The organism is Enterobacter sp. BNK-16, from assembly GCF_048684955.1.
Classification (GTDB): Bacteria; Pseudomonadota; Gammaproteobacteria; order Enterobacterales; family Enterobacteriaceae; genus Enterobacter; species Enterobacter bugandensis.
In genome coordinates this window covers 298,681-312,453 of the sequence record NZ_JBLQTQ010000001.1, presented here as the reverse complement: position 1 = coordinate 312,453, position 13,773 = coordinate 298,681, and the positions used below count along the sequence as shown (strand labels likewise).

Here is a 13,773-nt window from a genome sequence, read left to right as displayed (position 1 = left end):
GCATCAGACCGCACAATGCCCTATACTCACTTGAACCCGTATGAATTAACGGCGATAATTCGCCCCAATATGCGATTTACGAATCAATCCCTTCCTCGTCGGGTTTAACGACGCGGAGGGGATTTTTTTTCATCTGTTTTTAATGTATCGACGTTAAAAGAGGTCAGGACATGAGCACTTTAGGTCATCAGTACGATAACTCTCTGGTATCTAACGCGTTTGGTTTTTTACGCCTTCCAATGAACTTCCAGCCGTACGACAGCGATGCGGACTGGGTGATCACCGGCGTGCCGTTCGACATGGCAACCTCCGGTCGTGCGGGTGGACGTCACGGCCCGGCGGCAATCCGCCAGGTTTCCACCAACCTGGCCTGGGAGCACAACCGCTTCCCGTGGAACTTCGACATGCGCGAGCGCCTGAACGTGGTGGACTGCGGTGACCTGGTGTACGCCTTCGGCGACGCGCGTGAGATGAGCGAAAAGCTGCAGGCGCACGCCGAGAAGCTGCTGGCTGCCGGTAAGCGCATGCTCTCCTTCGGCGGTGACCACTTTGTCACTCTGCCGCTGCTGCGCGCTCACGCGAAGCACTTCGGTAAAATGGCGCTGGTGCACTTCGATGCGCATACCGACACCTACGCGAACGGCTGCGAGTTCGACCACGGCACCATGTTCTACACCGCGCCGAAAGAAGGCCTGATCGATCCGAACCACTCCGTGCAGATCGGCATCCGTACCGAGTTCGACAAAGACAACGGTTTCACCGTGCTGGACGCCGGCCAGGTGAACGATCGCGGCGTGGACGATATTCTGGCTCAGGTTAAGCAGATCGTCGGCGATATGCCTGTATACCTGACCTTCGATATCGACTGCCTGGATCCGGCGTTTGCACCGGGTACCGGTACGCCGGTTATTGGCGGCCTGACGTCAGACCGCGCCATCAAGCTGGTGCGTGGCCTGAAGGATCTGAACATCGTTGGGATGGACGTGGTGGAAGTGGCGCCAGCCTATGACCAGTCCGAGATCACCGCGCTTGCCGCGGCGACCCTGGCGCTGGAAATGCTCTACATCCAGGCCGCGAAAAAAGGCGAATAAGCCTTACGCGCTGATTGCTGCTGCGCGACGCATGCGCAGCAGCAACATTCCCCCGGCAAGCAGGGTGATTACCTGCGAGACGACCAGCACCGAAAAGCCTGAGCTGACTGACCCTACCGACCTCATCACCATCCCCATCAGCAGCGGAATAAACGCCGCGCAGATATTGCCGATCCCGTTGATAATGCCGTAAGCGCTGCCCACCGCTTCCCGCGCGGCGTGATGCTGGATCACCGCCGGAATAGCCGCCCCCTGTAGCCCCCAGAAGATATTCGCCGAGAGCATAAACAGCGCCAGCCAGGCAGGCTGATGGCTGAGCATCAGCGCGACCACGGACAGCGCCGTCAGCGCGCCGCCCACCACAAACAGCATTGGTGCCTGTTCCGGGCGCATTCTGTCGAGCAGCACCCCGCCGAGGAACTTCGAGCCCAGACTCAGCAGGAAGGGAATGGCCGCAAGCATGCCCGTGGCGTGCAGCGAGAAATGATGCTCGTCGCGCAGCCACGCGGGCAGCCAGGCGCTGCTCCCCCAGAGATAGCTCAGGGTGGCAATCTCAACCAGCAGGATCCACCCGAGCAGCGGCGTTTGCCAGGCCAGCGAAAACGTCTCTGCGAAGCCCGGTTTTTTGATTTTCTCCGCACCCCGCGGCGCGGGCAGGAAGCGCCAGACAAGGCCGCCACCCAGCACCAGATTTAATACCGCCAGGGCATAAAACGACCCGGCCCAGCCGAGATGCGCCATCAGCCACGTTACCAGCGGAAAGCCCACGGCCAGCCCGAGCGAGACGCCCAGCGCGGTCACGGCGTTGGGTTTGCCGATCTCCTGCGAGCTAAAGTGATTGCTGATGAAGCGCGTTTTCAGCGAAAAGAGCGGCCCCTCAGCGATCCCCAGGATCGTGCGCGCGACGAGCATGCCCATCAGCGATCCGAGCAGCGGTGAAATGGCGCATACCGCTGCCCACATCGCTATGCTGCTCAATAATCCCTGTCGATAATGGAGTTTGCTTTCAATAACTGGAGTTAATAATAAAGCTGAAAATCCATAACCCAGCAGAAAACAGGTCATAAGCATTCCCTGTAACATTCTGTTTTCATTTAGCTGAAAATGCTGAGCAAATTCCGGGTTTAAAATCATTACAGAAATATTCACCCGGTCAACGTAGGAAATAATAACCAGTAATAACAATGCCACTGTGCCTTGCCATCTTGCCGTCATAACGCCTGCCTTATGTTTTTGCTTATTTCTATTTTTATGCGCGTGATTATCACGTGGGTAAAATGGTTCACCTGTGAAACTCATTGTTTATTAAAGAAAAAATAAAATTAAGTTTCACAGGTGAAACACGATGTTTTTCACTTCTTTTATTTTTAAGGAACAAAAAGAAAAGAAGTCAATCACTGATTATTAAAATTTAAGGCCATCGATAAATCGTATTCTTTCACACCGAAATAATGAAAATTTCATATCGCTGCATTTTTTCGTGATCCTTTGCACACTTAGTTAATTAATTGCTGTTTGATTAACAAATTCGTCACATTGCGGCTTGACGAAACATTCATCGCTTTTATATTGACCGTATTAAATAAGAAACAGAGTTTCATATATGAAACAAAAGCCTGGAGGATCGTGATGAGCTGGATAGGCGTATGTGACGCAGAACAAGTACAGGAAGATTTCCCTTTTAGCGGCAACGTCGACGGTAAAGAGATCGGCGTGTATTTGATTGACGGTGAATATTACGCGCTGGAAGACGTATGCCCCCACGCCTATGCCCTGCTGAGCCAGGGCTTCGTGGAGGACGGCAAGGTGGAATGCCCGTTGCACGAGGCGGTATTCGACGTCAAAACCGGTCAGTGCCTGCACGGCCCCGGCGGGCGCAACCTCAACCGCTACCCGGTTCGGGTTTTTGAAAACCAGATTCAGATTACCTTCGTCGAGGAGACCGTGGCATGAGCGACACCCTGAACTACAACCCGGCGCTGCCGGAAAGCCGTCAGTTTGCCCCACCGGCTGAGGGCGGTAACGGTGCGATCCATAAGCCGGGTGATTACCAGAACCTGATCTGGCAGACCCGCAGCCGCGAGCCGGAAAGCTGGGAAGTGAACCTTATCGCCACGCTGGAAGATCTCTTCGAGCAGGGAGTTGAAACTTTACCGGAGCTGGTGAACGGGCTGAACGCGGTGCGCATGCACGATCAGCAGGGCGAGCCGTGGAGCGAGGCCAGCTTCCAGGCATTCTTACAGGTTAACGGCTACTGAGGGCAACGCGATGACGACTACCGTACAACACTATCTCGATAAAGGTCTGCGCGGCCTCTGGTATCCGGTGCTGGCGAGCTGGGAGGTGCAGTCTGCACCGGTGGGCATTACCCGCCTGGGCGAACAGATTGTGGTCTGGCGCAACAAAGACGGCCAGGTGCAGGCGCTGGAGGACCGCTGTCCGCACCGCGGCGCACGCCTGTCGATGGGCTGGAACCTGGGCGACCGCATTGCCTGCTGGTATCACGGCGTGGAGGTCGCGGGCAACGGCGAGGTGAAAGACGTGCCCGCCGTGGACAAATGTCCGCTGGTCGGCCAGCAGTGCGTGCGCAGCTACAACGTGCAGGAGGCGCACGGCGCAATCTTTGTGTGGTTTGGCGTCACCGCGGACCAGCAGCCGGACGAGCTGACCTTCCCGGACGAGCTCGCCGATACGGACAGCTTCAGCAACTTCCTCTGCACCGCCGCGTGGAAATGCAATTACCAGTACGCGCTGGAAAACGTGATGGACCCGATGCACGGCACCTATCTGCACTCCTCGTCGCACTCAATGGCGGAAGGGGATCGCAAGGCCGACATGGTGCTCCAGCCGACCAAAACCGGCTTTATCTTCGAGAAGAAAGGGCAGAGCGGCGTCAACTTTGACTGGGTGGAGCTGGGCAACAGCGGCACCTGCTGGATGCGCCTCTCCATTCCGTACAAGAAGCGTTTCGGGCCGGGCGGCCACTTCTTTATCGTCGGCATGGTGGTGCCGGAAGATAACGACAACTGCCGCGTCTTCTTCTGGCGCATTCGCCGGGTGCAGGGCTGGCAGCGCGACATGTGGCGCTTCATGTACCGCAACCGTCTGGAAAAACTGCACTGGGAAGTGCTGGAGCAGGACCGCGTGGTGCTGGAAAGCCTGGCGCCAAACGCCCGCGACCATGAATACCTGTATCAGCACGACGTCGGCCTCTCGCGCCTGCGCCGCATGATGCAAAAGGCCGCCAAAGAGCAACTGGCGATGCGCGAAGAACAGCAGGGAGCCGCCTGATGAACGGGCTGCTGAGCGGCAAGCGCATCGTCATAACCGGCGCCGCGCGCGGGCTGGGCTTTCACTTTGCCAAAGCCTGCGCGGAGCAGGGCGCGGCGGTGGTTATGTGCGACATCCTCAAGGGCGAGCTGGCCGAAAGCGCCCACGCCCTGAGCGAGCGGGGCTATGCGATCGAACCGCACGTTATCGATCTGGCCGATCCGCAGTCCATTGAGCAGGTGTTCAGCGCGATTGGCGAGCAGGGTCAGATCGATGGCCTGGTGAACAACGCGGCGATGGCGACGGGCGTCGGCGGCAAAAATATGCTCGATTACGATCCGGATCTCTGGGATCGGGTGATGAGCGTCAACGTCAAAGGCACCTGGCTGGTGACGCGCGCCGCGGTGCCGCTGCTGCGCGAGGGCGCGGGTATCGTGAACGTTGCGTCCGACACCGCGCTGTGGGGCGCGCCGCGCCTGATGGCCTACGTCGCCAGTAAGGGCGCCGTGATTGCCATGACCCGCTCAATGGCGCGCGAACTGGGCGAAAAGCGTATACGCATTAATGCCATCGCGCCGGGGTTAACCCGCGTCGAGGCGACCGAATATGTTCCGGCCGAGCGCCATCAGCTCTACGAGAATGGCCGCGCGTTAACCGGCGCGCAGCAGCCGGAAGACGTCACCGGCAGCGTAGTCTGGCTGTTAAGCGATCTGTCGCGGTTTATCACCGGGCAGCTGATCCCGGTCAACGGCGGTTTTGTCTTTAACTAAGGTGTGGCGATTATGGCAAACGATCAGGAAGTGAAGTATCTGGTGCCGGGGCTGGAGCGCGGTTTACAGCTGCTGTTGGCCTTTGGCGAGCAGCATCGCGATCTGACCTTTGCCGAGCTGCACCGGCTGGTGGATATGCCGAAGGCGACCGCCTATCGCGTGGTGCAGACGCTGGAGTACATGGGCTTTCTGGAGCGCAACGCGCGCACCAATACCTTTTCGCTGGGCATGAACGTGCTGCGTCTCGGCTTTGAGTACATCGCCTCGCTAGACGTGGCGCAGGTCGGCCAGCCGGTGATTGAGCAGCTGCGCGACGTCAGCCAGTGCAGCAGCCATCTGGCGATCCGCGACGGGCGCGACATTATCTACATCGCCCGCGTCAGTGCCGCCGGGTCGCGCATCAATCAGGTCAGCATTGGCACCCGCCTGCCGGTGCACTGCACCTCGCTGGGCCGCATGTTGCTGACCGATATTACCCGCGCCGATTTCGAACAGTTGTTCCCGCACGAGCGCCTGCCGGGCAACACGCCGGGGCAGCTTCACGACCGCGAGGCCCTGTGGCAGATGGTGCAACAGGACAAAGCCCGCGGGTTTGTCATCGGCGAATCCTTCTTCCGCCACGGCATCTCCTCCATCGTCTACCCGGTGTATGACCGAAGCGGACGCGTGGCGGCGGTGGTCAGCATTCTGGTGCCGTCGGAGGAGATCCCGCAGACCGACCGCGAGCGGTTGCAAAACGAGGTTCGCCTCGCGGCGGATAAAATTTCTGGCTTCTTAGGCTATTTGCCACAGGCCAGCTAAATCAGTGAGTTAACGTCAGGCGCTTGACTGCGTCAGGCATGTTTTACGCCCAATTTGGGCCAGATGAGGCAACGAACGATGAGTGTAACCGGAATTGAAAAGCTGGAATTTGGCGTGGAAGACCTGACGCACTGCGCCAAATTTATGCGTGATTTTGGCCTGACGGGCGATGCCAGCGGCCAGCGTTTTACCACCTTGAGCGGCGCGCGCGTGGAGCTGAACCCCATCGACAGCCCCGACCTGCCGCCGGCGTTTGAAGCGGGCAACACCCTGCGCCGCATGACCTGGGCGGTTGCCGCACAGTCCGATCTCGACGCGCTGCGCCCGAAGCTGGCGCAGCAGCCCGGCTTTCGCGAAGTGGGCGACGCGCTGGAATGTCTCGATCCGAACGGCATGACCCTGCGTGTGCAGGTCAGCCAGCAGACTGACGTGGAGCTGAACGTTGAGCCGATTAACCAGTGGGGCGATGCCCGCCGTATCGACACGCCCAGCCCGGTTTACGATCGCGCGCAGCCGATCAACGTCGGGCACGTGGTGTTCTTCGTGGAGGAGTTGGCGGCGGTGGAAAAATTCTACCGCGAGGTGCTCGGCTTCCAGGTTTCGGACCGCTACATCAACCGCGCCGTGTTCCTGCGCTGCGGGGTGCGCGGCGGACATCACAACCTGTTCCTGCTGCAACTGCCGAACCGCAGGCGCGGCCTCAACCACGTGGCCTTCACCGTGCGCGACATCCACGAGGTGATCGGCGGCGGTATCGCGATGAATAAAAATGAATGGAGCACCTTTATCGGGCCGGGCCGCCATCCGGTGTCGTCGGCCTATTTCTGGTACGTCAATAGCCCGACCGGCGGCGCGTTTGAGTATTACACCAACGACGACTATCTGACCGAAAACTGGCAGCCGCGCGAGCTGGAGCACTCCCTGGTCTCCTTTACCGAATGGGCGGTAGAAGGCGGGATTGACCACGACACGCGCCGCCAGCAGAAAAAGCCGGAGGCGGTATGACGTCGCGCATTGTCATTATCGGTGGCGGTCAGGCGGGTGGCTGGGCGGCGAAAACCCTGCGCGACGAGGGCTTCGACGGCGAGATCTGCGTGGTGGCGGAAGAGGAGTGGGATTTCTACGAACGTCCGCCGCTGTCGAAAGCGTCTCTGCTGGAGCCGGACGCGGCGCTCCCGCGGCTGTTTAGCGAAGAAGCACAGCAGGCGCTGAACCTGACCTGGTACCGCCCGCTGCGTGCTGAATCAGTCGATCGTGAAGCGAAAACCGTGCGTTTAAGCAACGGCGAACGTCTTAGTTACAACATTCTTTTAATGGCCACCGGCGGGCGGGCGCGCCTGCCTTCGCAGGCCTGGGCGGCGCACCCGCAGGTCTACACTCTGCGCCACTGGCAGGACGCGCAGCGCCTGAAGGCGCGTCTGGCGGAAAGTAAAAAACTGGCGATTGTCGGCGGCGGCTGGATCGGCCTTGAGATTGCCGCTTCCGCGCGCAAAAGCGGCGTGGCGGTCACGCTGTTCGAGCAGCAGCCCGCGCTGTGCATGCGCTCGGTGAGCGGCGAGGTGTCGCAGCGCTTAGAGGCTATCCATCGCGAGCAGGGGGGGGATATCCGTACCAGCTGCGGCGCGCTGGAGCTGGAGGACGATAACGGCCTGCCGGTCATCCACTGCGACGGCCAGCGTGAAACCTTTGACGCGGTGGTGGTGGGGATCGGTGTCGATCTCAATCTTGAGCTGGCGCGCGATGCGGGACTTCGCACCGAGCGGGGGATCGTGGTGGACGCCCAGGGGCGCACGTCCGATCCGTTCATCTTTGCCGCAGGCGACGTGGCGCAGCACCATCACTACGGCTTGTGCATTCAGTCCTGGGCCTTCGCCCAGAACCAGGCGGTGGCGACGGCGAAAGCCATGCTTAACCCCGATGCGCCAGGCTACGACGACGCGCCGTGGCTGTGGTCGGATCAATATCAGCACAACATCCAGATCCTCGGCATTCCGCAGCCGGGCAGCCGAACGATAGTGCGTGAAGAGGCGCTGTATTTCTCGCTGGACGACAACGGTCGGCTAACGCAGCTGGTGGCGTTCAACGATGCGCGCACCGTCAAGCTGGCGAAGCGCTGGATGGCCGCGGAGCGAGATTTATCGAATGTGCCGCTCGGCGACCCGGCTTTTTCACTAATGTCATTGCGATAGCTAACCCGCACCCGTAGGGGGAGACATGACCACATTAGAGACCAACACCGCGCCCGTCGAGGCGAGCGGTGAGGGAACCCGCACGCCTGAAAAAGCGGTGCGCTGGGCCATCCCGCTGTCGCTGCTGGCCTGCGTGCTGCTGGCCTTTTTCGACAAAATCAGCATCGCGGCGCTCTTTTCCGACACCCATTTCCAGCAGGCCATGGGCATCGATTTTGACACCACGCGCCTCGGCATTCTGATGAGCGCCTTCCTGCTGAGCTATGGCTTTTCGTCGGTATTTTTGAGCGGTTTAGGCGACAAAATCGCGCCGCTGCGCCTGCTCACCGGGATGATGGTGGTGTGGTGCGCGCTGATGGTGGCGATGGGCTTTACCCATAACTACACGCTAATGATCGTCCTGCGCATCCTGCTGGGCGTGGCGGAAGGACCGCTGTTCCCGCTGGCTTTCGCCATCGTGCGCCACAACTTCCCGCAGCATTTACAGGCGCGCGCCACCATGCTCTGGCTGCTGGGCACGCCGGTCGGCGCGGCGATTGGCTTCCCGCTCTCCCTGTGGCTGCTGAACACCTTCGGCTGGCAGAGCACCTTCTTTGTCATGGCAATGCTGACCGTGCCGGTGCTTATCTTTGTGCGCGTTGGCCTGCGCGGGATCCGTCTGGAAGCAAAACCCGGTACCTCGCAGGCGTCTCAGGACGAGCGGCGCGCGGCGCGGCGCGAGCTGTTTGTCAGCCCGCACTTCTGGATCATCTGCATCTTTAACATCGCCTTTCTGACCTACCTGTGGGGCATCAACGGCTGGCTGCCGGGCTATCTCATTAAGGGCAAAGGCATTCATCTGGAGCACGCGGGCTGGCTGTCGTCGATGCCGTTCATCGCCATGCTGGCGGGCGAGGTGATTGGCGCGTGGCTCTCTGACCGGGTCGATAAGCGCGCGGCGGCCTGCTTTATCTCGATGGCGGGGGCGGCGGTAGGCCTGGCGGCGGTGATGCACCTCGACACCCCGCTTGCCATCATCGCGGCGATGAGCTTCAGCACCTTTATGTGGGGCACCGGCGCCCCCAACATTTTCGCCCTGCTGGCGAAAGCCACCCATCCCCGGGTGAGCGCCACGGCGGGCGGCATCTTCAACGGGCTGGGAAACTTTGCGGGCGCGCTGTCGCCGGCGGTGATGGGCGCGCTGATCGCTTTCACCCACAGCATGGATTCCGGGCTGATTTTTCTGGCGGTGATGGCGGCGGTGGGCTGCGTCCTGTTACTGCCGCTGCTGAGACGTTACTGAGGAGAGTGTCATGACTGATTCAACCGTAACCAACAAAACAGGCATCAAACCCGACCACCTGACAATGGAAGAGTGGGTCGAGTCGCGCATCGCGCGCTTCGAAGGCCGTAAATACGACTGGAACGCGCTGAAGTTCCAGGCCGATTTTGACCCGAAATACCGCCGGGCGCAGATGCGCTACATCGGCACCGGGGCAACCGGCGTGGCGAACGACACCAATACCGTGCAGGCGGACCATTTTACCTTCTCTACCATGGTGCTGCCGTCGAAGTGCGAAGGGCCGCTGCACCTGCATGACGACGTGGAGGAGGTGTTCTTCATGCTCAAAGGGCAGATCACGCTGATGATCCAGGACGGCGACAACTACACCGAAACCGTGCTGCGCGAGCGTGACCTGATCTCCGTCCCGCCGGGCATCTATCGCGGCCTGTTTAACCACGGGGAAGAAGAGGCGCTGATGTGCGTCATGCTGGGAACCAACAAGCCGGAAATCCCGACCTATCCCTCCGATCATCCGCTCTCAAAAGTGAAGCGGAACTAAGGGGGCGACATGACGGGTTTTCGTGAACAGGGAAGCGGCATCCCGCTGATGATGCTGCACGGGATCAGCTCTGGCGCTGCGTCCTGGCACAAGCAGATGGCGCTGAACGGTTTTCGCGTGCTGGCGTGGGACATGCCCGGTTACGGCGAAAGCCCGATGCTGGCGGTTGAGCGGGCTAACGCGGGAGATTACGCCGACGCGCTGGCGGCGATGCTCGACCGCGCCGGTGTCTGGCAGGCGGTGCTGGTGGGCCATTCCCTGGGGGCGCTGGTGGCCAGCGCGTTTGCGGCGAAGTTCCCTGAACGCGTTATTCATCTGGTGCTGGCGGACGCCGCGCAGGGCTACGGTAATGCCGCGCCGGCGCAGCGGGAGCAGGTCTGGCGTAATCGCGAGCAGCAGATGGCGCTCGGCGGCGACATCCTCGCGCAGACCCGCGCCGCGAAGCTGCTGCGCCCCGGCGCGCGCCCGGACGATATCGCCACCGTCGCGGCGGGCATGCGCAGGCTGCGCCCCGAAGGCTACCTCGCTGCCGCGTGGATGCTGGCGCATGACGACATTCACGGCTGGCTTAAGCGTTACGCCGGTCAATTTGAAGTCTGGTGCGGCGAGCAGGACGCGATCACACAGCCCGAGCTGGTACAGGGGCTGGCGCTGCGCTACGGCATGCCGTTTACCGCGATTCCCCAGGCCGGACACGCGAGCTATCTCGATAACGACGCGTTTTTTAATCAACAGCTTTTACGCATTAACGAAGAGGTGCGCGATGAATGCACACATTGACGGCCGCGTAGCGGTCGTTACCGGCGGTTCGTCCGGCATTGGCTTTGAAACGCTGCGCCTGCTGCTGGGCGAAGGGGCGAAAGTCGCCTTCTGCGGTCGCGACCCGGACCGGCTCGCCAGCGCCCATGCGACGCTGCAAAACGACTATCCCGACGGGGAGATTTTCTCTTACCGCTGCGACGTGCTGACTGCCGACGAGGTGCAGGCCTTCGCGGTTGCGGTGCAGGCGCGCTTTGGCGCGGCGGATATGCTGATCAACAACGCCGGTCAGGGCTACGTGGCGCACTTCAGCGACACGCCGCGCGAGGCGTGGCTGCACGAAGCCGAACTTAAACTGTTTGGCGTCATTAATCCGGTGCAGGCGTTTCAGCCGCTGCTGGAACGGTCCGATATCGCCTCCATCACCTGCGTGAACTCCCTGCTGGCGCTTCAGCCGGAAGAGCACATGATCGCCACATCGGCAGCCCGCGCCGCGCTGCTGAACATGACGCTGACGCTCTCGAAAGAGCTGGTGAGCAAAGGGATTCGCGTCAATTCCATACTGCTCGGTATGGTCGAGTCCGGCCAGTGGCAGCGCCGCTTTGAAAGCCGGGCGGACAAAAGCCAGAGCTGGCCGGAGTGGACGGCGGAGATCGCGCGCAAACGCGGCATCCCGATGGCGCGCCTCGGCAAGCCGCAGGAGCCCGCGCAGGCGCTGCTGTTCCTCGCCTCGCCGCTGGCCTCGTTTACTACCGGCGCGGCGCTGGACGTTTCCGGCGGCTTTTGCCGCCATCTGTAAGGACACATCATGAAAAAGGTAATGTTAATTGGTTATGGCGCCATGGCGCAGGCGGTGATTGAGCGTCTGCCCGCTGGCGTGGCTATCGGCTGGATCGTGGCGCGCGCGTCTCACCATGCCGCCATTCGCGATCAGTTTGGCGATGCGGTCGAGGCGCTGACCTCGCCGATGGCGTGCGCACAAACGCCCGATCTGGTGCTGGAGTGCGCCAGCCAGCAGGCGGTTGCGCAGTACGGCGAAGCGATTCTGCGTCGCGGCTGGCATCTGGCGGTCATTTCCACCGGCGCGCTGGCGGACAGCGCGCTGGAGCAGCGCCTGCTCGCGGCGGGCGGAAAGCTGACGCTGCTTTCCGGGGCGGTGGCCGGCATCGACGGGCTGGCGGCGGCGAAGGAGGGCGGGCTTGAGCGCGTCACCTATCAGTCGCGCAAAAGCCCGGCCAGCTGGCGCGGCAGCTACGCCGAGCAGCTTATCGACCTTAACGCAGTGTCAGAAGCGAAAGTCTTCTTCGAAGGCAGCGCCCGCGAGGCGGCGCGCCTGTTCCCGGCGAACGCCAACGTGGCGGCGACCGTGGCGCTCGGCGGCGTCGGGATGGATGAAACCCGCGTGCAGCTGATGGTTGACCCGGCAACGAAACGTAACACCCACACGCTGCACGTAGAAGGGCTGTTTGGCGAATTCCATCTGGAGCTGAGCGGGCTGCCGCTGGCGTCTAACCCTAAAACCTCCACCCTGGCGGCACTCAGCGCGGTGCGCGCCTGCCGCGAGCTGGCCCTGAGCTGAGGAGTGACGATGGACGATCTGAAGATTTTTATCGGCGGCCAGTGGCGACGCGGCGGTGGCAACCCGATGCAGAGCCACTTCCCGGCTGACGGGTCGCTCAATGCGACGCTGAACGCGGCAAACCTTGACGATCTGCACGACGCGATCGAGGCCGGCGAGCGCGCGTGGCGCGATCCCGCCTGGCGCAACAGCCTGCCGCACATGCGGGCGAAGATCCTGCACAAGGTGGCGGATCTGATTGAGTCCCGCGCTGACGAGCTGGCGCAGATGCAGAGCCGGGATAACGGCAAGCCGCTGGCGGAGGCGCGCGGGCTGGTGATGAGCGCGGCGGGAACGGCCCGCTACTTCGCCGCCGCCTGCGAGCTGCTGGAAGGGGAGTTGCCCACGCCGCGCCAGCCGGATCTGCTGACGCTAAGCCGCTATGAGCCGCTCGGCGTGGTGGCGGCCATCACGCCGTGGAACTCGCCCATTGCCAGCGAGATGCAGAAGGTCGCCCCGGCCATCGCCGCCGGGAACGCGGTGATCCTCAAGCCTGCCGAAGCCACGCCGCTGATGGCGCTTGAGCTGGCGCGCATTTTTGAACAGGCCGGGCTGCCCGCCGGGCTGCTGAGCGTGCTGCCGGGCAAAGGCTCGGTGATTGGCGACGCGCTGGCGCGCCATCCCCGCGTGCGAAAAATTTCCTTTACCGGCGGCACCAATACGGGCCGCCATCTGGCGCACGTGGCCGCGGAAAAGCTGATCCCGGCGTCGCTGGAGCTGGGCGGTAAATCCCCGACCATCGTGCTGGAGGATGCCGACGTTGAGCAGGCCGCGCGCGGGATCTGCTACGGCATTTTCAGCTCAGCAGGGCAGGCGTGCATCGCCGGGTCCCGGCTGTTTATCCACGAAAGCCTGTACGCGCCGCTGATGGCGCGGCTGCTGGAATTAACTCGCGGGCTGCGCGTAGGGCACCCCTTCACCGACGGCGTTCACGTTGGGCCGCTGATCAATGAGAAACATCGCCAGAGCGTGCAGGAATACGTCGAGCTGGCGAAGCGCGAGGGGGGCCGGGTGCTGTGCGGCGGGGAGATCCCGGCGGATCCTGACCTCGCAAACGGCAGCTTCTTCCAGCCGACCATTATCGAAGGGCTGACGAACGGCGCCCGCGCCTGCCAGGAGGAGATCTTCGGCCCGGTGCTGGTGGCGATGCCGTTTCGCGATGAAGCGGCGTTGATCCGCGAGGCGAACGACTCGGTTTACGGCCTGGCGGCAGGGATCTGGACCCGCGACACCGGGCGGGCGCTGCGCCTGAGCGAGCAGCTGGAAGCCGGTACGGTGTGGATCAACACCTACAAAGTTTTTGCGATTTCGACCCCGTTCGGGGGCTTTAAAGAGAGCGGTCTGGGCCGCGAAAAGGGCATTCAGGGGCTGAAAGCCTGGATGCAGCAAAAGAGCATTTATCTGGCGACGGGTAACAGCGTCAACCACTGGTGCGACTGAGAAAGGGTGAGC

15 protein-coding genes are annotated in these 13,773 nt (G+C 61.7%); 14 read left to right on the top strand and 1 reads right to left on the bottom strand.

Annotation, left to right across the window (positions count from 1 at the left end; all coding sequences use genetic code 11):
• The first annotated feature begins 170 nt into the window (after nucleotides 1-170).
• Nucleotides 171-1,091 (top strand): agmatinase, encoded by a 921-nt coding sequence (gene speB / locus ACMGGH_RS01485; protein WP_017382921.1) that lies wholly within the window; start codon nucleotides 171-173, stop codon nucleotides 1,089-1,091.
• Between the two features lie 3 nt (nucleotides 1,092-1,094).
• On the opposite strand, the gene ACMGGH_RS01480 is transcribed toward speB, so the two are convergent.
• Nucleotides 1,095-2,306, bottom strand: a complete 1,212-nt coding sequence (locus tag ACMGGH_RS01480; protein ID WP_193066221.1) for an MFS transporter — start codon at nucleotides 2,304-2,306, stop codon at nucleotides 1,095-1,097.
• A 414-nt stretch (nucleotides 2,307-2,720) separates the two neighbouring features.
• Here ACMGGH_RS01480 and ACMGGH_RS01475 point away from each other — a divergent pair, with 414 nt between their 5' ends.
• The 13 genes from ACMGGH_RS01475 to ACMGGH_RS01415 all read left to right on the top strand — a co-directional run bounded on the left by ACMGGH_RS01475 (nucleotide 2,721) and on the right by ACMGGH_RS01415 (nucleotide 13,761).
• Nucleotides 2,721-3,044, top strand: coding sequence for a Rieske (2Fe-2S) protein (locus ACMGGH_RS01475; protein ID WP_003860044.1), 324 nt, complete (start codon nucleotides 2,721-2,723; stop codon nucleotides 3,042-3,044).
• Nucleotides 3,041-3,349 carry a recombinase-like helix-turn-helix domain-containing protein gene (locus ACMGGH_RS01470; protein WP_028014353.1) on the top strand — a complete coding sequence of 103 codons (309 nt, stop codon included), beginning with the start codon at nucleotides 3,041-3,043 and terminating at the stop codon, nucleotides 3,347-3,349. The genes ACMGGH_RS01475 and ACMGGH_RS01470 overlap by 4 nt, the downstream gene beginning before the upstream one ends.
• Nucleotides 3,350-3,359: 10 nt before the next feature.
• The gene (locus ACMGGH_RS01465) at nucleotides 3,360-4,382 is read left to right on the top strand and encodes an aromatic ring-hydroxylating oxygenase subunit alpha (RefSeq protein ID WP_232948823.1); all 1,023 of its coding nucleotides are present in this window, start codon (nucleotides 3,360-3,362) and stop codon (nucleotides 4,380-4,382) included.
• Nucleotides 4,382-5,131, top strand: a complete 750-nt coding sequence (locus ACMGGH_RS01460; protein ID WP_003860050.1) for an SDR family oxidoreductase — start codon at nucleotides 4,382-4,384, stop codon at nucleotides 5,129-5,131. The genes ACMGGH_RS01465 and ACMGGH_RS01460 overlap by 1 nt, the downstream gene beginning before the upstream one ends.
• A gap of 12 nt (nucleotides 5,132-5,143) precedes the next feature.
• A complete protein-coding gene (locus tag ACMGGH_RS01455) occupies nucleotides 5,144-5,932 on the top strand; it encodes an IclR family transcriptional regulator (protein ID WP_193066222.1) in 789 nt (262 codons plus the stop codon).
• A 78-nt stretch (nucleotides 5,933-6,010) separates the two neighbouring features.
• Nucleotides 6,011-6,937 (top strand): VOC family protein, encoded by a 927-nt coding sequence (locus tag ACMGGH_RS01450; RefSeq protein ID WP_049136405.1) that lies wholly within the window; start codon nucleotides 6,011-6,013, stop codon nucleotides 6,935-6,937.
• On the top strand, nucleotides 6,934-8,121 hold the full coding sequence (locus tag ACMGGH_RS01445) for an NAD(P)/FAD-dependent oxidoreductase (protein ID WP_232948824.1): 1,188 nt from the start codon (nucleotides 6,934-6,936) through the stop codon (nucleotides 8,119-8,121). The genes ACMGGH_RS01450 and ACMGGH_RS01445 overlap by 4 nt, the downstream gene beginning before the upstream one ends.
• Before the next feature lie 25 nt (nucleotides 8,122-8,146).
• Complete coding sequence (locus tag ACMGGH_RS01440; RefSeq protein ID WP_028014347.1) at nucleotides 8,147-9,403, top strand: MFS transporter; 1,257 nt, start codon at nucleotides 8,147-8,149, stop codon at nucleotides 9,401-9,403.
• 10 nt (nucleotides 9,404-9,413) lie between these two features.
• Nucleotides 9,414-9,944, top strand: coding sequence for a cupin domain-containing protein (locus ACMGGH_RS01435; protein ID WP_017382915.1), 531 nt, complete (start codon nucleotides 9,414-9,416; stop codon nucleotides 9,942-9,944).
• A gap of 9 nt (nucleotides 9,945-9,953) precedes the next feature.
• Nucleotides 9,954-10,724 (top strand): alpha/beta fold hydrolase, encoded by a 771-nt coding sequence (locus ACMGGH_RS01430; RefSeq protein ID WP_193066225.1) that lies wholly within the window; start codon nucleotides 9,954-9,956, stop codon nucleotides 10,722-10,724.
• The gene (locus ACMGGH_RS01425; protein ID WP_193066226.1) at nucleotides 10,708-11,502 is read left to right on the top strand and encodes an SDR family oxidoreductase; all 795 of its coding nucleotides are present in this window, start codon (nucleotides 10,708-10,710) and stop codon (nucleotides 11,500-11,502) included. The genes ACMGGH_RS01430 and ACMGGH_RS01425 overlap by 17 nt, the downstream gene beginning before the upstream one ends.
• 9 nt (nucleotides 11,503-11,511) lie before the next feature.
• Nucleotides 11,512-12,282 (top strand): aspartate dehydrogenase, encoded by a 771-nt coding sequence (locus ACMGGH_RS01420; RefSeq protein ID WP_041908340.1) that lies wholly within the window; start codon nucleotides 11,512-11,514, stop codon nucleotides 12,280-12,282.
• Between the two features lie 9 nt (nucleotides 12,283-12,291).
• The gene (locus tag ACMGGH_RS01415) at nucleotides 12,292-13,761 is read left to right on the top strand and encodes an aldehyde dehydrogenase (RefSeq protein WP_069732731.1); all 1,470 of its coding nucleotides are present in this window, start codon (nucleotides 12,292-12,294) and stop codon (nucleotides 13,759-13,761) included.
• Nucleotides 13,762-13,773 lie beyond the last annotated feature (12 nt).